The following is a 20,071-nucleotide window of genomic DNA, read 5'->3' on the forward strand; positions in this document are numbered from 1 at the left end:
TGACGGAATTGCTCGCAGCGGTTGTCATGCTGGTGCAGTGCGCCGCCGCCCCGCCACCTCATGCGGCCAGAGCATCAACGTCTGTCGCCCCGTCACCGTCAGGCCCCGCGTCGTCGTCCAGCGCCCCGCCTGCGCCTGCCGGTGGGACCGTGGCGCCGGTCACCGCCGCCGAACTCGGCGCGACCTGGCGGCCCGGTTGTCCCGTCGAACCCGGGCAGCTGCGTCGGGTCACCGTCGAGCACATCGGTTTTGACGGCCAGACCCACCGCGGCCAGCTGATCGTGCACGAAGACCTGGTGCGGGAAGTCATCGAGATCTTCGAGCAGCTTTACCGATTGGGCTATCCCGTCGACAAAATCCGCACGGTCGATAACTACCCGGCCGCCGACGATGAGCTATCGATGGAGGACGACAACACTTCGGCGTTCAACTGCCGAACCATCCCGGGAAGCGACCAATGGTCTCCTCACGCTTACGGTCGGGCTATCGACCTCAATCCGCTCCTCAACCCGTGCATCTACGCCAGCGGCGCATTCGAACCGCGGAACGCGGCGGCCTACCTGGACCGCAGCCGCGCCGACCCCGGACTCTTGCACAACGGCGACCCAGCCGAGCACGTCTTCACAGATCGTGGCTGGCAATGGGGTGGCTACTGGCCAACTCCCACCGACTACCAGCACTTCGAGCGGCCCTAAAGGCCCAGGGCCTGGGCCGTCGCCGTAGCAACCTCACCTCGCAGATTCGACATCGGTGGACTGCCTCGCGTATGGATCGAGTTCGCGAGCAGAACGACGTAGGTATCTGAGCCTGGGTCCATCCAAACTGAGGTTCCGGTGAAGCCGGTGTGGCCAAAGCTACCGATGGGGAAGACCATGCCCCGCGCCGTGGACTGGGCGGTATCGATATCCCAGCCAAGGCCACGCAGGTTTTGCCCCGCGATCGCCGGATAGCGCGGAGCGAGCAGCGGATCTGTTCTATTTGGTCTGTTTGCGACGGCTGCTCGGGCGGCGGCGTTCGCTGCTTCGAGTTGCTGAGCTGTATGCCCCGGCTGCTGCGGAGTCGTCATCAATTCCAAAGTTGGTTGCGTCAAAGGAAACTCGCTCGGGCGGCCGGCGAGCCGGTCAAGCAGGGCCTGCGCAAAGACGCTGACATCATGGGCGGTCGAGAACACGCCGGCATGCCCGGCGACTCCACCCATGCGCCGCGCCGTCGTGTCATGGACGGTGCCCCGAAGCAGGTAGTCAATATCGGGATTCTTGCTCGGATCGGCTCGGCTCTCCTCGTCACGTGCCGTCGGTGCGATGCGCGACAGGAGACCGGTGTTCCACGTACCCGCAGGACAAGCGACCGGCGTGCGCCCTGCGGGCGCGGGAGCCCACCCAATCGCGGCGCCTCTCATCGCGTGCGGACCACATGCTTTGGCCGGAGGGAGATATCGGGTGTCGTCCATGCCGAGTGGCGCAAACACGTGTTCCTGAACGTAAACGTCTTCCGCCTCGCCGGTGAGCTGCTCGATCAGCGCGCCAAGCAGAATGAAGTTGACATCGGAGTAGCGGAAAACCTCACCCGGGCGCAACTGCATTGCCGTAGTAAGCGCACGATGAATGCCTTCTGCTTTGTCGGCTCCCGCTAATCCCCACGGGTCTGCGAGATTGACATCTCCCGGCTCGCCGGACGTGTGGGTCAGCAACATGCGAACCGTCACCTTTGCACGCCGTGGATCGTTCGCCGTGTTGAAGTCCGGCAAATAGTTCTGCACGGGATCGTCGAACGCGACCTTGCCTTGTTCGTAGAGCTGCATGACGACGGTCGCCGTTGCGAGGCTCTTCGTCAACGACGCCAAGTCGAAGATGGTGTCCTCGGTCATCGGCTCAGCAGGGGCGGGTGATCCGTCTAGCCCCGGCTCGCCGGCAAGCTTGCGCAAGCCATAGGCCTGATGGAAGACGACGTTGCCACCGTGCCCGATCACAACCACGGCGCCGGGCAGCCTGTCCGCCGCAATCGCATCGTTGATCAGCTTGGAGACCGTTGCGAAGCCAGGTGCGGGGGCCGCATCGGGCGGCTTGGAGACCGTTGCGTGCCCGCTGCCGGTTGCCGCTGTGGGCGCCGTATCGCCACGCGAGCAAGCCGCAACGAATGCAAGCAAGGCCGTTCCGACGGCGATGGCTTTTCGTAAGGCCGTGAGCATCGGCTTACGGAGGGCGATGCCGCTCAGCGAGCCGTCGACGTTCACGTGATTCCCCGCCGCCGCGTTCTCGGAATTCCGCAGGTGGGTCCTACCGCCATGATGCTTGATCCGGCCCAGCGGCTTGTCAAGGGCGCAGGACGATTAGGGGCCAAGCGCCGATGGCGCCATGACCCGCCGTCGGCGATTGGCGCTCATCGCTCGGGAACGCTAATTTCCTGGGGTGATGTTCTCAGCTGCTGGTGCAGTCGCGCGGTGGATCGCCCCCTCCCTAACGGTTGCGGCCGTGGCCGCCATCGGTTTTGTTGCCGACCCGGTGCAGGTCGGTGCCGCCCCGGCGGTGCGCTTGGCCGGTGATGCCAACCCGTTGGCCGGCATGCCCTTCTACGTCAATCCGAATTCAGCGGCCATGCGCGCCGCCCAGCATGCCGATCCGCCGAGTCCCGAGTTGACCGCGATCGCCAACACGCCGCAGGCGTACTGGATCGTCCCGGGCCCTTCGGCAGCCACGGTCGCGAAATACACCGCCGACGCCGCCGCCGGCGGCGCCATCCCGGTTCTGACGATTTATGGCATCCCGCACCGCGACTGCGGCAGCTTTGCTGCGGGTGGCTTCGCGACCGCCGCCGAGTACCGTGCGTGGATCGACGGCATCGCAAACGACGTGGGTGCTTCGCGGGCGGCGATCATCCTCGAGCCCGATGCACTCGCCATGGCCGACTGCCTGTCGGCCGACCAGCGCCAAGAACGCTACGACTTGATTCGCTACGCCGTCGACATACTGACGCGCAATCCCGCCACGGCCGTGTACGTCGACGGTGGTCACTTGCGCTGGCATAGCGCCGAGGACATGGCCGCCAGGCTCAATCAGGTCGGTGTCGCCCGCGCGCGGGGTTTCAGCCTCAACATCGCGAACTTCTTCACCACCGAGGACGAAATCGGTTATGGCGAGGCGATTTCGGCGCTCACGAATGGTTCGCACTATGTGATCGACACGTCGCGCAACGGCGTCGGACCGGCGCCCGACTCCGAGCTCAACTGGTGCAACCCCAGCGGCCGAGCGCTGGGCACTCCGCCTACCGCCGCCACCGCGGGTGCGCACGCCGACGCCTACTTGTGGATCAAACGTCCCGGTGAATCCGACGGAACATGCGCCAAAGGTGATCCGCCGGCGGGCACCTTCGTCAGTCAGTACGCCATCGATCTGGCCCGCAGGGCGGGCCAGTAGCAGGGCCGCGCGCCAAATCCCGTCGGGGGCGTCAGGCCGCGATACCGAGTTGCTGGTTGATCTGCGGCCAGTAGAGCAAACCGCCCGGGGTGAGCAGAACCCAGTCGTGTATCTGGAAGTTGGCCAGTACGAAGCTGATCGGGGCCCCTTGGGCTATGGCCGCTTGCTGGAGGTCAAACGCCTGCACCACGAGTGGATCCCAGGAGCCCGAGTAGACATACGTTGGCGGAAGTCCGGCAAGTGACCCATGCAGCGGACTCACCAGATAGTTGTTTACAGCAAGATTTCCTGCCCACACCTTGCCGATCCCCCCAGTCCCTACGTCTAGCCACGGAGACAGCAACACCATGGACGCCGGTACGGGGTCGCCCTGACTCACCATGAGCTGGACGGCCGCCAGTGCGAGGTTGCCGCCCGCGGAGTCGCCGACCACGCTGACGTTGGACGTCCCGTGTTGAGCGATTTGCGAGGAGATAAGGCCGGCCATTGCGGGTACTACCATGTCGGCGGTACCTCCTTGCTGCAGCAACGGGTAAATCGGTACTTCGAAAGTCGCGCCGGTCTGGTAGGCCGTCACCGAGTAATTGATCCAGTGGAAGATCGAGGGCGGAAAGATAAACGCGCCACCATGAATCGCGACCACGTATTCGCCGGTGGGATGGGCCGGCGTGATCTGCACGACGCTCATCCCGTTGTATGTCGTGTACTGGATCGTCTCCCCTAGCAGCAAATTCAAGAAAGGTGGCGGGGAGTTGCCGATAATCCACGATAGGGGCGGGATGTCGCTGGCAAGCAACTGCAACAGCGGATTATTCGGCAATGCGAGTTGAGTTTCGAGTCCGAACAAATCCAGGAGGGGTTTCACCGGCCACAGCGCAGCCGTCTCAAGTCTGATTTCGGTGACCATCGTGTTAGCCACCCGGGTGAATCCATTGGCCAGCGTCGTGGGGACCTGCTGAATTTCCTGCTGAACACCTAGCAACGCCTGCTCAAAGGCCGCCAACGGCGAAGCGTTGGCCACCTCGGCGGTGGCATAGGCCCCGCCCGCGCGGGTCAATGCCTGCACAAACTGCTCATGAAAGGCCGCCGCCTGTGCGCTAAGAGCCTGATAGCCCTGGCCGTGACCGCAAAACAAGGCCGCGATCGCCGCCGACACCTCGTCCTCGGCGGCGGCTGAGATCGCCGTGGTGGCACCCGCCACGCCCCGGTTTGCCGCCGCGACCGCCGAACCAATCGACGCCACGTCCGAGGCCGCGGCAGACATCAATTCGGGCGACGCAACAACGTACGACACCGGGTCGCTCCCGCCATCTCAGGGCAACTCCGAAGTTGCCCAACCGATATTGATCGCCGGGTAGCCGGAGCTTATGCCCACGCCGAGGAGTCGCGTGGCAGTTTGCGAGGATTCCACAGTGACAACCTGCCGCCCTGCCTGGCATTAGCTGGTCTGAGCTGCCGGTTCGTTGCGTCTCGGTCCGGTGTGGTCCGCGGAATTCGCTGCCAGGCCGTGCCGGTTTGTAGGCTTTCGGACATGCCGTTCAACAGCGGTGAGGTCTTCGCTGGCTACGTGATTCAGCGCTTGCTGGGCACGGGTGGTATGGGTGAGGTGTACCTCGCCCAGCATCCTCGTCTGCCTCGTCACGACGCGCTGAAGATCTTGTCGTTGGCCTCGACGGCCGACGAGGAGTTTCGGGCGAGATTCGAGCGCGAAGCCGAATTGGCGGCGACGCTATGGCATCCGCACATCGTCGGCGTTCTCGATCGTGGTGAGTTCAACGGCCGGCTGTGGATCTCGATGGAGTACGTGGACGGCGCTGACGCGGGTCGCTTGGTTCGGGACCGACACCCGCGCGGCATGCCAGAAGCAGACGTCGCGGAAATCGTGACGGCGGTCGCTGACGCGCTCGACTTCGGTCATGAACGTCGTCTGCTCCATCGTGACGTCAAGCCCGAGAACATCCTGGTGACCGCGACCGATGGCCATCGCCGCAGGGTGTTGTTAACCGACTTCGGCATCGCTCGCAGAATCGATGACGTCAGCAACCTCACTGAGGCCAACGTCGCCATCGGGACCATCAGTTACGTGGCCCCCGAACAACTTTTGGGCAAACCGCTTGACGGTCGAGCGGATCAATATGCGTTGGCTGCCACGACCTTTCACCTACTGACCGGCGCACCACCTTTTCACGACTCGAATCGCGCCGTCGTCGTCAGCCAGCATCTCGGTACGCCACCACCGCGGATATCGCAGCGCCGACCCGATCTCGCGCACCTGGACGCCGTGCTGACAAGGGCGCTGGCCAAAGACCCGAGCGAGCGGTACCCGACTTGCGTCGACTTTGCCCGAGCCCTCACGCAGGGTCCCGGCCGCGATGCCGCTGCGCAGGACCTCGGTTCCGGCGAACGTCCACCCACGCAGCGCCTCGAGCGTGTGGTCGTTCATGGGACGGCGCGCGGGGTGCGCCAAGACGTTCCTGGTGGTCAAGATCAGGTCGGAGCCTTGTCCTTCAAGTTGATCCCTTATGAGCCACTGGACGACCGGCGTGCCTACGTTCCGGTCGAGATACACACCGATCTCGTCGCGGGTCAGCTCGCCGACGGGGACGAGGTCGAGGTCAGCGGCTTCTGGGACGGCGCCACCCTGGATGCCGACAAAATCGTCAACCTTTCGGCCGTGGCCAGTCCGAAGCGCCGCCGGTCCCAGGTCCGCGCCAAATCGCCGCGCGACAAGGCACCGAAAGGCAGAAAGCTGCGGTTCGTTGGCCTCGTCGCCGCGATCGGTGTGATCGCGTCGACCGCGGCGGCGGTTTTGTGGTTCACCGACGGCTTCGGTCACTGGACTCGCCCCGGACCGATCGTCAAGCCGGTGAGCGCGACGGTGTTTTCCCCCGACGGCGCCCCCGACAATCCGCAGGATGCCAGGTTGGCGATCGACGGCAACCCGAACACGGCGTGGTCCACCGTTACTTATAAGGACGCCGTCCCCTTCCCGAAATTCATCGAAGGCATGGGTCTATTGATGCACCTGCCCGAACCGACCGCCCTGGGCGCCGTGACGATCGACGTGTCCAGCACGGGAACCCAGGTGCAGATCCGCTCGTCGCCCACCGAAACCCCCGCCACGTTGTCGGACACCAGCGAGCTGACCCCAACCACGTCACTGCGGCCGGGGCACAACCGCATCGCAGTGCATGACCGGGCCAAGACCTCCAACGTGTTGGTGTGGATCTCCACCTTGGGCACCACCGATGGCGAGAGCCGGACGGAAATCTCCGAGATCACCCTGCAGGCGGCTGCGTCGCCAACCAGGTGAGTCGAACACTGATTGCGTTACGCGTAACGCAGAGCCGTGGCATCTACACGCGACTGGGTCCAGCGGCACCGTGCCCGGCTGCGACAGCAAAACTTGCGGCCGATCCAGATCTGGGCTTGAGGACGTAGACGCCCCCGAGTTGGTCCGCGAGGCGCACCGCCAATCAGCACTCATAGCCGCCAGCGAACAAGATCAGGATGACCAAGCCTTCATCGACGCGGCGTCGTCCGACTGGGATGCCGACGCATAGCGTGCCACGAGGCGACATCGTATACCGCGGCCGCGCGACGGGCCTACGGCGGCAAACCCCGTTTGCTGACCTCCTCGGCCGGTTATCAGATGCCGACATCATTCGGCTAAACCGTGCCCTCCTCGTCTTTTTGGGACTCGCGGCCCTGAACAGATTGGGCCGCAATCGGACTCATCGCTGAAGGAACGCGCCGCTCGCTGCGGTCCTCCTAATGGAGCCAACTGTGTCAGTGTCTTCCGTGTCAGCTGCCCGCGGTCGCATTGTTCGGGGGCATCCAGGGTGACCACGTGGGGGTAGCGTTCCGGCGCTGGGGCTGAGCAGCTGGTCTTGGTCGGTCGGTGTCGGTTGCTGTTTGTGGTGTCGGGGCGGCACGGTGATCAGGTCATTGGAGGTGACGGCCCTCCCGTTGTCTCTTTGGCCGGAGCTGCGGGAGGGCCGTCTGTTCGCGCTTGGAGGCGCAGTGGTCACCGTAGAGGCCGATCTTGATGGAGTCGAGCGCAGGCTGGCGGCGGGTGAGTTGTGGTGCCCAACGTGTGGCAGCGCCGTGCTGGCGGGCTGGGGATGGGCGAGGTCGCGGCAGGTGCGTGGCCCGGACGGGCCGGCGCAGCTTTGTCCGCGCCGGTCGCGGTGCACCGGCTGCGGGGTGACGCATGTGTTGTTGCCGGTGAGCGCGCTACTGCGCCGTGCCGATGCGGCGGCGGTGATCGTGTCGGCGTTGGTTGCGAAAGCGCGGTGTGGCTTGGGGTTTCGGCGGATCGCAGCTGTTCTGGGTCGCCCGGGTGAGACGGTGGTTGGCGGCGGCGCTTCGCTGAGCGGGCCGAGTCGGTGCGGTCGGTGTTCACCGTCTGGCTGCGTGCGGTGGACCCGGATCCGGTGATGCCGGATGCGGCAGGTGTTCGCCGATGCGGTGACGGTGATGGCTGCGGTCGGGGTGATCGCGCGCCGGTTCGCGCTGCCCACGGTGTCGCTGGCCGAGGCCGCGGTGGCGATGTCGGGTGGGCGGTTGTTGGCGCCGGGCTGGCCCGACCGGCGGGGGCAACACGAGTCGACCCTGCCGTAGCCGTCGGTGTGGCCGTAATTCTGTGCGCTGTGTGTGTTTCAAGGACAGCAAACGGAAAGGAGCGGCCGGTGGCGGTCGGCGATGATGAGGCGAAGGTGCGCGGAGCGGGCCCGGGCGATCGGGTTGTTTCGGTATCAGTTGATTCGGGAGGCGGCGGATCCGGCGCATTCCACCAAGCAGCGGGGAAAGATGGTGCGCGAGTTGGCCTCGCGCGAGCACCTCGACCCGTTCGGGCGGCGGGTGCGTATCAGTCGGCAGACCATCGATCGGTGGATCCGGGACTGGCGGGCCGGCGGGTTCGACGCGCTGGTGCCCAGCCCGCGCCAATGCACGCCGCGCACCCCGGCCGAGGTGCTGGAGCTGGCGGTGGCGCTGCGGCGGGAGAACCCGGAGCGCACCGCCGCGGCGATCCGCCGGATCCTGCGCACCCAGCTGGGCTGGGCACCGGATGAACGCACCTTGCAGCGCAACTTTCACCGGCTCGGGCTCACCGGCGCCACCGCCGGCGGGTCTGCCCCGGCGGTGTTCGGCCGGTTCGAGGCCGAGCACCCGAACGACCTGTGGGTTGGAGATGCGTTACACGGCTTACGAATCCAGGCCCGCAAGACCTACTTGTTCGCTTTTCTAGACGATCATTCCCGGCTGCTGTCCGGCTACCGCTGGGGCTATGCCGAGGACACCGTGCGCCCAGCCGCGCTGCGCCCGGCGCTGGCCTCCCGCGGCGTGCCGACTGCGGTGTATGTCGATAACGGCTCGGCCTATGTGGATACGTGGTTGTTGCGGGCGTGCGCGAAGCTCGGTGTGCGCCTGGTTCATTCGACGCCAGGTCGGCCAGAAGGCAGGGGGAAGATAGAGAGGTTTTTCAGGACCGTGCGCGAGCAGTTCCTGGTCGAGATCACCGGCGACCCCGACGTCGTCGGCCGTCACCACGTGACCGATCTGGCCGAATTGAATCGGCTCTTCGCAGCCTGGGTGGAAACCGTCTATCACCGCACGGTGCATTCCGAAACCGGACAAACCCCGCTGGCCCGCTGGTCAGTCACCGGCCCCATCGCGCTGCCCGCCCCGCAGACGCTCACCGAGGCATTCCTGTGGGAGGAATACCGCCGCGTGACCAAGACCGCCACCGTGGCGCTACACGGCAATAGCTACGAGGTCGACCCGGCATTGGTCGGCCGAAAAGTCGAGCTGGTCTTCGACCCGTTCGATTTGACCCGCATCGAGGTCCGTCTGGCCGGCGTCCCGATGGGGCTGGCGATCCCGCACCACATCGGGCGCCATTCGCACCCGAAAGCCAAACCCGAAACCCCCACCGCGCCACCGAAACCCAGTGGCATCGACTACGCCAAGTTGATCGAGACCGCGCACGCGGCCGAGCTCGCCCGCGGTGTCAACTACGCCGCCCTGTCCGGGGCTGCCGATCAGATCCCCGGCCAGCTCGACCTTCTCACCGGCCAGGAGGCCCGACCACAATGATGGACAAACTGATCTCCTACTACGGTTTCTCCCGGATGCCGTTCGGCCGCGATCTGGCCCCTTCCATGCTGCATCGCCACAGCGCCCACAACGAAGCGGTCGCCCGCATCGGCTGGTGCATCGCCGATCGCCGTATCGGCGTGATCACCGGCGAGGTCGGCGCCGGCAAGACCGTCGCCGTGCGCGCCGCGCTGGCCGCCCTGGACCGTAGCCGCCACACCGTCATCTACCTGCCCGATCCCACCGTCGGGTGCGCGGCATCCACCACCGCATCGTCGCCTCACTGGGCGGCCAGCCGCTGACCCATCACGCCACCCTGGCCCCACAGGCCGCCGACGCGCTGGCCGCCGAACACGCCGAGCGCGGACGCACCCCCGTAGCGGTCGTCGAGGAGGCCCACCTGCTCGGCTATGACCAATTAGAAGCGTTGCGGCTCTTGACAAATCATGATCTCGACTCGTCGAGCCCGTTCTGCCTGCTCGTCGGCCAACCCACCCTGCGGCGGCGGATGAAACTCGGCGTGCTCGCCGCGCTCGACCAGCGCATCGGGCTGCGCTACACGATGCAGCCGATGACCGACAAGGAGACCGGTAGCTACCTGCGTCACCACCTGGCGCTGGCCGGGCGTGACGACACGCTGTTCTCCGACGACGCGGTCACGCTCGTTCATCAAACCAGCCGCGGCTATCCGCGCGCCGTCAACAACCTCGCGCTGCAAGCCCTCGTCGCCGCCTTCGCCGCCGACAAGGCCATCGTGGATGAATCCTCCACCCGCACGGCCATCGCCGAAGTCACGGCGGACTGAACACCACCCCGACACCCCGAACACCACCGACCCCGCCGGACATCTCCCGGCGGGGTCATTTCATGACCGCACACCCTCACCGTCAATGCCGCCATCGTGCTCATCCTGAGCGCCGGTCAACAGTCGCATTCGCCGTGGCGAGAAGTTGTGTCTTCCTACGATCAGCCCACACCTACCCAGCTGTTAAATGAAGAGCGCGCGGTGCAACTGCGGCTGGCCGCCGGGGCTGAACACATAACTGGCGCGGGGGCGGTTGGCTGCCACCGCGAGCTGTGTTGGCTTGGGCGAGTGCACAGGTAGCAAGCGCACGGATGGGCCCGTTTGTGCGTTGATTGGTCGCGCTGGCGAGGGAAGGGGGACACGATATTGATGTCGGCCGCGCGCTTGGTGCGGTGCGCGAAGAAGCGCGATCCCGGAGGGCGAAAGAAATGACCTGGAGCGGGCCGGTGGGCAGGGTGCAAACTCTGTGGCGGTTCCCCGTTAAGTCGATGCTGGGCGAGCAGCTCGCCGCGGTTGTAGTGGGTCGCGGCGGGATCCTCGGCGACCGCGCCTACGCGGTCCGAGACCGGGCGACGGGCAAGGTCGCGAGCGCGAAGTACCCGAGGCGGTGGCCCGGCCTGCTGGCGTGCCGTGCGGCTTTCGTCGAGCCGCCATGCATCGATGACGAGCTTCCGCCGGTGCGGATCGAGCTCGCCGACGGCGACTCGGTGCTGAGCGACGCGCCGGATGTAGACGCCGTCCTGTCGCGCTTCTTCGGGCGCGATGTCGAGCTGGCGCGCACCGCGCAGAACGGCTACACGATCGATCAATATCACCCCGCTGAGGAGAATTACGATCCCGAGGGACACCGGGACGAGGTCGTCGAAGCACGATTCGGCGCCGCATTCTTCAACGACCGCGGGCTCCCCTCCGCGGTTTCCGAAGGATCGTTTTTCGACCTGTTCCCGCTCAGCGTCATCACGTCGTCGACCCTTGAGCGACTCCACGAGCTCGCACCACAGAGCCGCTTCGAGGCCCGCCGGTTCCGCATGAACGTGGTCGTCGAAACCCCCGCGCGGGGGTTCGTGGAAAACGACTGGCCCGGCCACACGCTCACGATCGGCGACGACGTGCGGATCGGAGTGGCCATACCGGACCCTCGTTGCGTGATGCCGAGCCTGGCCCAGGGCGATCTTCCCCCGGATCCCAAGGTCCTTAAGGCGCTCATGCACAACAGGATCGAGGTCGCGGGTTCGCTCTACCCCTGCGCCGGCGTCTACGCCGTCACGGAGGCGACGGGCACGGTTCGCGGGGATGACCTCGTCTGCCTGCTCTAGGCGCCGACCGGTTGCACACGCACTATCGGGGCCGATTTCGACGTCGCGATCGGTATGCACATACAGCGGTACCCAGGTGCGCGCCTGTACCCCGCTGATCTGCGCGACGAGAAAACCCTCCCATCGACCTGAATCCGCGTGAACCCACTACGGCGGACGCACGAATCTGCCTGAGTTACAGCGGAATTGGAAACTCTTCAATGCATGCCTTGATGTCAACATGGAGGGCATACGTGCGGGGTGGCCTGCCGGTAAGCCTCGGTTGCGTGCCCCCGGGGTTGGAGCGGCTACGGATTCGGTTGACCGCCGTGCAATGCAGGGGTGACGACAATGGCGTCGTGCGTGCTTTCCACGATCTCCACGAGAGCCTGTGCCTCGGAGCCGGGCACCCGGAACTTGACCAGGCATTGATGTAGGTCGTCCATGAACGCGGTCCACTCGTCCTCGGTGATGCCCAGGTGCCGGTGTGAGTCGTCCATCGACCGCCCCGAGTATCGCTGGGGCCCGCCGGCGGCCCAACAGACCATCTCGGTGACCAGAAACTTGAAGCCGGCGGGCGAAACCCGGTGGTGCGCCTCGTCCACGGCCGGGTTCTTGTTTAGCCGGGCGTCGGTCATGACCCGGTCGATGAGGTCGTCCACCACGGCGGCGATGTTGTAGACGCCACCGAGGCGGTCATACAGTGTTGGCGCTTGATCGGACTGCATTGTGTTCTCCATGACGTGCGGCGGCGATCGGGGTCACCCCAGCGTGAACAGGGCGCAGGAGCACAGTCAAGATGTCGTGGCGCTTGATCTCGCGTACGGTCATGGAGGGCTAAGACGGTTACGTAGGCCCGACGTGAGCGCGCCGACGCAGAGCATGCAGCCTTGCAATTGCAACAAAACTTCAGTGGAGCTGCCGGGAATCGAACCCGGGTCCTACGGCATTCCCTCAAGGCTTCTCCGTGCGCAGTTCGCTATGCCTCTGCTCGGATCTCCCGGTCACGCGAACTAGCCAGGATGACGATCCCAGTCGCTGTGGTTGTCCCGATGAGTCCCGCGACCGAACTCATCGGTGGATCCCTCTAGCTGATGCCAGGGTCCGGGTCGAGGGCGTTCCCGGTCTGACAGACTAGCCGTCGCTTAGGCAGCGAGAGCGTAGTCGCGCTGATGTGAATCGGCGCTTATCTAGTTGCAACGACGCTTACGGTGGTCTCTTGCCTGCACCGGCACGCTTCCCTTGATTCGATGCGCGAAGTCGAAACCTTTCAGCCCCTCGCATCCCCGCCGACCTTCGGCAGGACCATCAATGGTACGCCCATATCAACCAGCGGCAACGAAATTAACTTCCCGAAACCAGGCCCTCAGATCACGAACGCAAGGTGTGCCACGACATGGCCGGCCAGGTCTTTGTCGCCCCCGAGTTCGATGTCCTGGGGGCGGTCGGGGCTCATCGGACGGCCGCCGGTGAGCCTGGTGAACTGGACCCCGTCCAGCCGGATCGTCGCCGTCGGCTCCAGCCCACCGAAGTCGTTGACCACCTGCGCGCGCCCGTCGACGCGGACGTGGATGCTGCGCGCCAGCGGACCGGTCAATTCGAACAGGACACGTGACCCGTCGGGCGCCTCGGCGAGCTTGCCGACGACGAACCCCATGGTCGCCGCGATCTCGTCGAGCGCTAGCTGCGCCGCCGGTGCGTCCAGCTCGTCGTCCGACGACGGCCGCTGCAGCGCCTCGCGGATGTCCTGCTCGTGCATCCAGCAGTCGAAAACCCGGATCCGCATGAACCGCCCATAGCTGTCCTGGCCGGCGGGCGTGGGTGTCGGCGCGCTCCAGTCGTCGTCGGACATCCCCGGCAGGACCTCGCGGCGACCACCCGTTACCTCACGGAATCGCTCGAGAACGCTGGCGCCCGCTTCCCCGCTGAGATGGCGCACCCAGCACTCGTTCATTGCGCCGATGTCGTTGCGCACATGCTCGAGCGCCTTGACGTCGATGTCCGGTGGCGGTGGGGCGATGCCGGCCAGGAATGACTCGGTCCCGATCACGTGTGACACGACGGCCTTCACGTCCCACCCGGGTAGCGGCGTAGCCGCCTGCCACTGGCTCTCGGGCAACCCTTCCAGCAGCGCGTCGATGGAGTCCCACACCGCGAAGAGGCCGGGCAGCACGTCGGACTTGTCGAGGTGGGTGAGGGAACGGGCAGCCATGGTCGGATACTAGGCGGGTTAACGTCCGCCGTAGCGCCCGGCCCGCGTGGGCGGGTGTGGCGCCAGTCAGTTCACGCCCTTGGCCCGGCGCCCAAGCTCGCGAACCACTTCGCGGTGGGCGTCGCGGCGGGCCATGTCCTGGCGTTTGTCGTACGCCCGCTTCCCGCGTGCCAGCGCGAGCTCGACCTTGACCTTGCCGTCGGAGAAATACAGGGACAACGGCACCAGGGCGAGGTTGCCGTCGCGGATCTTGCCGATCAGGGTGTCGATTTGCCGACGATGCAACAGCAGTTTGCGGTTTCGCCGCGGATCGTGGTTGGTCCAGCCGCCATGCTGGTACTCCGGAATGTGCATGTTGCGCAACCAGATTTCGCCGTCGTCGACGGTCGCGAACGCGTCGACCAACGATGCGTGCCCCTCCCGCAGGCTCTTCACCTCGGTGCCCAGCAAGGCCACACCGGCCTCGAACACCTCGACGATCGAATAGTTGTGTCGCGCTTTGCGATTGGTGGCGATGATCTGTCGGCCGCCGCCACGCCTGGATCCCGCGGCCATGGCTAGCGCCGCACGTAGATGCGCAACGTTGCGTAGGCCGTCACCGAAGCCATCGCCACGCCAAGCAGCAGCAGGATCGGGGAGATGTAGAGGATGTCGGCGTAGTCAACCCTTGCGATCAGATGAGCTTGGTAGAACTGATTTAACGCGTTGTCCAAGAACAGCGCCCGCACCAGGATCAGGCCGGCGATCGCGATGGCTACGCCGATGGTCGCGGCCACCGTTGCCTCCACCAGGAACGGCAGCTGGGTGTACCAACGACTGGCGCCAACCAGTCGCATGATGCCGACCTCCGTGCGCCGGGTAAAGGCCGCTACTTGAACCATGTTGGCAATCAACAGGATTGCGCCGACGGCCTGGACCAAGGCGACGGCGAACGCGGCATTGCTCAGACCGTCCAACACGGCGAACAGCCGGTCGATCAGGTCCTTCTCGTTGAGGATGCTGCGCACCCCCGGCTGTCCCTGCATCGCCGCGTCGAATTCCGTGTGCTGCTCGGGGTTACTGAGCTTGACGATGAACGACGCGGGGAACGAGTCCTTGCCGGCCACGTCCTTGAACTCCGGGAACTTGCGGATGGCGTCGGAGTAAGCGTCCTCGCGGTTGACGAATCGCACCGACTTGACGTCTTGGCGCCCTTCGATCTTGTCCCGCAGCGCCTTGCACGGAGTGGTGGCGCACGCGGCGTCGTTGGCGGATATGTCGTCGGTGAGGAAGACCTGCGTCTCCACACGGTCGAGGTAGATCTCCCGGGAGTGGTCGGCCAGCCGGACCACCAGCAGGCCGCCGCCGAAGAGTCCGATGGAGATCGCCGTGGTCAGGATCATCGCGATCGTCATGGTGACATTGCGACGGAGGCCGGTCAGGACCTCGTTGAGAAGGAAGCCGAAACGCACCTAGCGATCCATCCCGTAGACGCCGCGCTGTTCGTCGCGAACCAGCCGACCCAACGACAGCTCGACGACCCGCTGCCGCATCGAGTCGACGATGTGGTGGTCGTGCGTTGCCATCAGCACCGTCGTCCCGGTGCGGTTGATCCGCTCCAACAAATCCATGATGTCCTTACTGGTGTCCGGGTCGAGGTTGCCGGTGGGCTCGTCGGCCAGCAGCACCAGCGGCCGGTTGACGAACGCGCGGGCGATCGCGACCCGCTGCTGCTCGCCGCCCGAGAGCTCGTCGGGCAGCCGGTTAGCTTTGCCGGACAGGCCGACCGTCTCGAGCACGTCGGGCACCACTCGGTTGATCGTGTCGGAGCGTTTGCCGATGACCTCCAGCGCGAAGGCCACGTTCTCGAACACGGTCTTTTGCTGCAGCAATCGAAAATCCTGGAAAACGCAGCCGATCACCTGGCGCAGCCGCGGGATGTGACGGCCGGGCAGATTGTTGACGTGAAATTTCGACACCCGGACATCACCCGTCGTGGGGTTTTCCGCGCCCAGCAGCAACCGCATGAACGTCGACTTACCCGAACCCGACGGGCCGATCAGAAAGACGAATTCACCCTTGTCGATTTTGACGTTGATGTCGTCCAACGCCGGACGCGCCGACGATTTGTACTGCTTGCTGACATGGTCCAGGGTGATCATCACGGCACGTCAGTGTAGCCGTGAATTTCGCTGGCACGCGAAGATCAACCCGCGGGTGGCGCCGAGGCGGGTGCCGGACCCGGCCCGGGCTGCGGTAGCTGGGCGGGTGATGTGGTTGGGCTCGTTGTCGCCGGGCAGAACGGCGGCGGCAGCAGGCATGGCGGCGGACCAGTCGTGGTCGTGGTCGTCGGGCTCGGTGCCGTGGTCTCGGTGGTGGTCGGTGTTCTTGGCGCCTTGACGGTAGGTTGTGGCTGGTTCACTCTGGTGCGCGGCACCCAGGTGTAGTTGGGGTCGGGAACGAAACCCGGCGGCACCACCTGGGCGGGCGGCGGCTTAGCCGGCGGTTGCGGGCGGTAGGTGTCGTACACCCACCACACCGCCAGGAACGCGACGACCAGCGCCAGGGTTGACGTGCGGACTCGCCCCCCGAACAGGTGGCTCGGCCAGCGCCGCGCCCTGCCGTCGGCGCGCTTATCCAGGACGTTCAGTGAGAACTTCATCGCTGCTGCACCGGACCCGGGGGTTCGCCTGCACCTTCGTCGACAGCACCCACCGTCGCGTCGGCCGCGGTCATGATTCCGGCGCGCGCGAGCGCCCGGATGACGAGCACACGCAGTTGCCGGCCCGCCTCGAACTGCTTGCCGGGCAGGGTGCGGGCCACCAACCGCAGGGTGACGGTGTCGATTTCAATGCGTTCCACGCCCATCACGGTGGGTGCGTCCAGCAGCAGCTCGCCCAGCGCCACGTCGTCGCGCGCGTGCTCACACTCCTGATGCAAGACCTCGTTGACCCGGTTGAGGTCGGCGCTGGTCGAGACCGGGATGTCGACGACCGCGCGGGCCCAGTCCTTGGAAAGGTTGACCGACTTGACGATCTGGCCGTTGGGAATGGTGAACACCTCGCCCTCGCTGGACCGTAGCCTGGTCACCCGCAGCGTGACGTCCTCGACCGTGCCACGCGCCTCGGCGCCGATCCCCGCGACCGTTAACGAGACCAGGTCGCCGAACCCGTACTGCTTCTCGATGATGATGAAAAAGCCGCCGAGCAGGTCCTGGACCACGCGCTGAGCCCCGAAGCCCACGGCGGCGCCCAGCACCGCGGCCGGCGCGACCAGCGAACCGACTGACAAACTCATGATGTCCGTGATCTGAACGGCAACGACGACGCAGATGATCGCGATCGACACCCAGGAGATCACCGACGCCACGGCCTGACGGTGTTTGGTTGCCTCCGAGCGCACCAACGCGTCGCTTTCGGCAAAGCCGATGTCGAGCTGCCGGGTCACGCGTTGCGCCACCCAGGTGACGAAGCGGGCCGCCAGCACCGCCGCGATCAGCAGCATGACGATCCGCAGACCCCGAGTGATGATCCACTCACCGATTTCGCCTCGCCAGAAGTCATGCCAGCGCTGCGCCCAGGAGGCCCCCAAAAAGACCCCAGCCGTGGTGAGAACGGTGGAACTAGTCGTCATCTTTTCGGTTGCGCCAGCGGATACCCGCTTCCAGGAATCCGTCGATGTCCCCGTCCAGCACGGCCGCCGGATTACCCACCTCGTGCTCGGTGCGCAGGTCCTTGACCATCTGATAGGGGTGCAGCACGTAAGACCGCATCTGGTTGCCCCAGGAGCTGCCGCCCTCCCCTTTCAATGCGTCCAGCTCAGCACGCTCTTCTAAACGCTTACGCTCCAACAACTTTGCCTGAAGAACCCGCATCGCGGCGACCTTGTTCTGCAGCTGCGACTTCTCGTTCTGGCAGGTGACCACGATGCCGGTCGGGATGTGGGTGAGCCGCACCGCGGAGTCGGTGGTGTTGACCGACTGGCCGCCGGGCCCGCTGGAACGGTAGACGTCGACGCGCACGTCACCTTCCGGGATGTCGATGTGATCGGTGGTCTCGACCACCGGGAGCACCTCGACCTCAGCAAACGACGTCTGTCGCCGGCTCTGGTTGTCGAACGGGCTGATCCGCACCAGCCGGTGGGTGCCCTGTTCGACCGACAGCGTGCCGTAGGCGAACGGCGCGTGCACGGCGAACGTCGTGCTCTTGATCCCGGCTTCTTCGGCGTAGGAGGTGTCAAACACCTCGACCGGGTACTTGTGCTGCTCGGCCCACCGGATATACATCCGCATCAGCATTTCGGCCCAGTCGGCCGCGTCCACCCCGCCCGCGCCGGATCGGATGGTGACCAACGCCTCGCGCTCGTCGTACTCGCCCGACAGCAGAGTGCGTACCTCGGTGGCCTCGATGTCGGCGCGCAGCGCCTTGAGCTCGGCGTCGGCCTCGGCCAGCGCGTCGGCGGCGGCCGAGCCTTCTTCCTCGGCGGCGAGCTCGTAGAGCACCGGCAGGTCGTCGAGGCGGCGCCGCAGCTCCTGGATCCGCCGCAGCTCCCCCTGCGTGTGGGACAACTCGCTCGTCACCCGCTGCGCGCGGGCCTGGTCCTCCCACAGTTTCGGGTCGGCCGCCTCGTGCTCGAGCTTCTCGATGCGGCTCTTGAGACCGTCAACGTCGAGCACCCGCTCCACCGTGGTCAGGGTGGAGTCGAGGGCGGCGATGTCGGCTTGACGGTCGGGTTCCACACCCGTCCACGTTACCGGCGAGGCCGCCCGGGTCGAACGCTCAGGTCACGACGGCGCCGCAGCGTCTAGCATCGAGTGACGATCGTGTGCACCGCGCGACTGCGACGCTCAGCCCCTCTGCGGCGCAGCCGGGTACGAAACAGAAGGCTCAATATGCGTCCATACCATGTTGCCATCGTCGGCTCGGGACCGTCGGGCTTCTTCGCCGCGGCATCTTTGCTGAAGACCGCCGACACGTCCGACGAGATCGACGTCGCCGTCGACATGCTGGAGATGCTGCCGACGCCGTGGGGGCTGGTGCGCTCCGGCGTCGCGCCCGACCATCCCAAGATCAAGTCGATCAGCAAACAATTCGAAAAGACCGCCGAAGACCCCCGCTTCCGCTTTTTCGGCAATGTCATCGTGGGCGAACACGTCGGGGCCGCCGAACTCGCCGAGCACTATGATGCGGTCATCTATGCCGTCGGCGCGCAGTCCGATCGCGCGCTGAACATTCCCGGTGAGGAGCTGCCGGGCAGCATCGCCGCGGTCGATTTCGTCGGCTGGTACAACGCGCATCCGCACTTCGAGCAGATGTCACCCGACCTGTCGGGCCGTCGCGCCGTCGTCGTCGGCAACGGCAACGTCGCACTCGATGTCGCACGCATTCTGGTCACCGACCCGGACGTGCTGGCGGTCACCGACATCGCCGATCACGCGTTGGAATCGCTGCGCCCACGCGGGGTGGAGGAAGTAGTGATCATCGGAAGGCGCGGGCCGCTGCAGACCGCGTTCACCACGCTGGAGTTGCGCGAGCTGGCCGATCTCGAGGGCGTCGACGTGGTGATCGACCCGGCAGAGCTGGAAGGCATTACCGACGAGGACGCGGCCGCGGTGGGCAAGGTCTGCAAGCAGAACATCAAGGTGCTGCGCGACTATGCGGGCCGCGAACCCCGCCCGGGACACCGTCGCCTGGTGTTCCGGTTCCTGACCTCGCCGATAGAGATCAGGGGCAACGGCCGCGTGGAGAAGATCGTGCTCGGCCGCAATGAACTGGTCACCGACGACAACGGCCGGGTGGCGGCCAAGGACACCGGCGAGCGCGAGGAGCTCCCGGCCCAGCTGGTCGTGCGGTCGGTCGGTTATCGCGGTGTGCCCACTCCCGGGCTGCCGTTCGACGAGAAGACCGGAACCATCCCCAACACCGACGGCCGCGTGGACGGCAGCCGCAACGAATACGTCGTCGGGTGGATCAAGCGCGGGCCGACGGGTGTGATCGGCACCAATAAGAAGGACTCCCAAGACACCGTCGACACCTTGCTGGCGGATCTGGCCAGCTCTGGCGATGTCGCGGATTTTCCCCAGGACCACGCCGACAAGCTGGCCGACTGGCTGGCCTCGCGCCAGCCGAAGCTGATCACGTCGGCGCACTGGCAAAACATCGACAAGTTTGAGCGGGCGGCGGGCGAACCGCACGGGCGTCCCCGCGTCAAGCTGTCGAACCTGGCCGAGCTGCTGCGCGTCGGGCACGGCTGATCAGCTATCCCCGTG

At 65.7% G+C, this 20,071-nt stretch carries 15 protein-coding genes, 1 other RNA gene and 4 pseudogenes; 9 read left to right on the top strand and 11 right to left on the bottom strand.

All coding sequences use genetic code 11. The features are described from left to right. Nucleotides 1-26: 26 nt before the first annotated feature. Nucleotides 27-695 (top strand): M15 family metallopeptidase, encoded by a 669-nt coding sequence (locus G6N24_RS14930; protein ID WP_085160666.1) that lies wholly within the window; start codon nucleotides 27-29, stop codon nucleotides 693-695. Here G6N24_RS14930 and G6N24_RS14935 read toward each other — a convergent pair. Further along, entirely contained in the window at nucleotides 692-2,188 is a 1,497-nt protein-coding gene (locus tag G6N24_RS14935) for a serine hydrolase domain-containing protein (protein WP_085160664.1), read from the bottom strand. The two genes, G6N24_RS14930 and G6N24_RS14935, sit on opposite strands and share 4 nt — an antisense overlap. 220 nt (nucleotides 2,189-2,408) lie before the next feature. Between G6N24_RS14935 and G6N24_RS14940 the strand changes: the two genes are divergently transcribed. Next, nucleotides 2,409-3,413, top strand: a complete 1,005-nt coding sequence (locus tag G6N24_RS14940; protein WP_085160638.1) for a glycoside hydrolase family 6 protein — start codon at nucleotides 2,409-2,411, stop codon at nucleotides 3,411-3,413. 31 nt (nucleotides 3,414-3,444) lie between these two features. Here G6N24_RS14940 and lipY read toward each other — a convergent pair whose 3' ends face one another. Next, the gene (gene lipY, locus G6N24_RS14945) at nucleotides 3,445-4,677 is read right to left on the bottom strand and encodes a triacylglycerol lipase LipY (protein WP_232070809.1); all 1,233 of its coding nucleotides are present in this window, start codon (nucleotides 4,675-4,677) and stop codon (nucleotides 3,445-3,447) included. Between the two features lie 267 nt (nucleotides 4,678-4,944). On the opposite strand from lipY, the gene G6N24_RS14950 reads away from it, so the two are divergent. The 6 genes and pseudogenes from G6N24_RS14950 to G6N24_RS14975 all read left to right on the top strand — a co-directional run bounded on the left by G6N24_RS14950 (nucleotide 4,945) and on the right by G6N24_RS14975 (nucleotide 11,633). Then, complete coding sequence (locus tag G6N24_RS14950) at nucleotides 4,945-6,726, top strand: serine/threonine-protein kinase (protein ID WP_085160642.1); 1,782 nt, start codon at nucleotides 4,945-4,947, stop codon at nucleotides 6,724-6,726. Nucleotides 6,727-6,762: 36 nt separating this feature from the next. Beyond that, nucleotides 6,763-6,976, top strand: a pseudogene (locus G6N24_RS14955) (antitoxin MazE family protein). A gap of 706 nt (nucleotides 6,977-7,682) precedes the next feature. After that, nucleotides 7,683-8,036: pseudogene (locus G6N24_RS24745) on the top strand (hypothetical protein). Between the two features lie 68 nt (nucleotides 8,037-8,104). Continuing rightward, nucleotides 8,105-9,512, top strand: a pseudogene (locus G6N24_RS14965) (DDE-type integrase/transposase/recombinase). Continuing rightward, nucleotides 9,509-10,317, top strand: a pseudogene (locus tag G6N24_RS14970) (ExeA family protein). The pseudogenes G6N24_RS14965 and G6N24_RS14970 overlap by 4 nt, the downstream one beginning before the upstream one ends. Nucleotides 10,318-10,649: 332 nt before the next feature. Further along, the gene (locus G6N24_RS14975; protein WP_163745527.1) at nucleotides 10,650-11,633 is read left to right on the top strand and encodes an MOSC domain-containing protein; all 984 of its coding nucleotides are present in this window, start codon (nucleotides 10,650-10,652) and stop codon (nucleotides 11,631-11,633) included. Nucleotides 11,634-11,920: 287 nt separating this feature from the next. Here G6N24_RS14975 and G6N24_RS14980 read toward each other — a convergent pair whose 3' ends face one another. The 9 genes from G6N24_RS14980 to prfB all read right to left on the bottom strand — a co-directional run bounded on the left by G6N24_RS14980 (nucleotide 11,921) and on the right by prfB (nucleotide 18,541). Continuing rightward, the gene (locus G6N24_RS14980) at nucleotides 11,921-12,340 is read right to left on the bottom strand and encodes a group I truncated hemoglobin (RefSeq protein ID WP_085159542.1); all 420 of its coding nucleotides are present in this window, start codon (nucleotides 12,338-12,340) and stop codon (nucleotides 11,921-11,923) included. A gap of 182 nt (nucleotides 12,341-12,522) precedes the next feature. Beyond that, nucleotides 12,523-12,890: a transfer-messenger RNA gene (gene ssrA, locus G6N24_RS14985) on the bottom strand. Nucleotides 12,891-12,978: 88 nt separating this feature from the next. Further along, nucleotides 12,979-13,824, bottom strand: a complete 846-nt coding sequence (locus G6N24_RS14990; protein ID WP_085159522.1) for a maleylpyruvate isomerase family mycothiol-dependent enzyme — start codon at nucleotides 13,822-13,824, stop codon at nucleotides 12,979-12,981. Nucleotides 13,825-13,890: 66 nt separating this feature from the next. Next, on the bottom strand, nucleotides 13,891-14,379 hold the full coding sequence (gene smpB / locus G6N24_RS14995; RefSeq protein WP_085159524.1) for an SsrA-binding protein SmpB: 489 nt from the start codon (nucleotides 14,377-14,379) through the stop codon (nucleotides 13,891-13,893). A 2-nt stretch (nucleotides 14,380-14,381) separates the two neighbouring features. Further along, the gene (gene ftsX, locus G6N24_RS15000) at nucleotides 14,382-15,275 is read right to left on the bottom strand and encodes a permease-like cell division protein FtsX (RefSeq protein ID WP_085159526.1); all 894 of its coding nucleotides are present in this window, start codon (nucleotides 15,273-15,275) and stop codon (nucleotides 14,382-14,384) included. Then, nucleotides 15,276-15,965 carry a cell division ATP-binding protein FtsE gene (gene ftsE / locus G6N24_RS15005; RefSeq protein WP_085159528.1) on the bottom strand — a complete coding sequence of 230 codons (690 nt, stop codon included), beginning with the start codon at nucleotides 15,963-15,965 and terminating at the stop codon, nucleotides 15,276-15,278. A gap of 44 nt (nucleotides 15,966-16,009) precedes the next feature. Further along, complete coding sequence (locus tag G6N24_RS15010) at nucleotides 16,010-16,465, bottom strand: hypothetical protein (RefSeq protein WP_085159531.1); 456 nt, start codon at nucleotides 16,463-16,465, stop codon at nucleotides 16,010-16,012. Then, nucleotides 16,462-17,436: a mechanosensitive ion channel family protein gene (locus G6N24_RS15015; RefSeq protein WP_085159533.1), complete on the bottom strand. Its 975-nt coding sequence runs from the start codon at nucleotides 17,434-17,436 to the stop codon at nucleotides 16,462-16,464. Before G6N24_RS15015 ends, G6N24_RS15010 begins: the two co-directional genes overlap by 4 nt. Then, nucleotides 17,426-18,541: a peptide chain release factor 2 gene (prfB, locus tag G6N24_RS15020; protein ID WP_085159535.1), complete on the bottom strand. Its 1,116-nt coding sequence runs from the start codon at nucleotides 18,539-18,541 to the stop codon at nucleotides 17,426-17,428. Before prfB ends, G6N24_RS15015 begins: the two co-directional genes overlap by 11 nt. A 153-nt stretch (nucleotides 18,542-18,694) precedes the next feature. Here prfB and G6N24_RS15025 point away from each other — a divergent pair, with 153 nt between their 5' ends. Beyond that, nucleotides 18,695-20,056 (top strand): FAD-dependent oxidoreductase, encoded by a 1,362-nt coding sequence (locus G6N24_RS15025; RefSeq protein ID WP_085159537.1) that lies wholly within the window; start codon nucleotides 18,695-18,697, stop codon nucleotides 20,054-20,056. Nucleotides 20,057-20,071: the final 15 nt, after the last annotated feature.

Origin of the sequence: Mycobacterium lacus (genome assembly GCF_010731535.1) — a bacterium.
GTDB classification, from domain to species: Bacteria; Actinomycetota; Actinomycetes; order Mycobacteriales; family Mycobacteriaceae; genus Mycobacterium; species Mycobacterium lacus.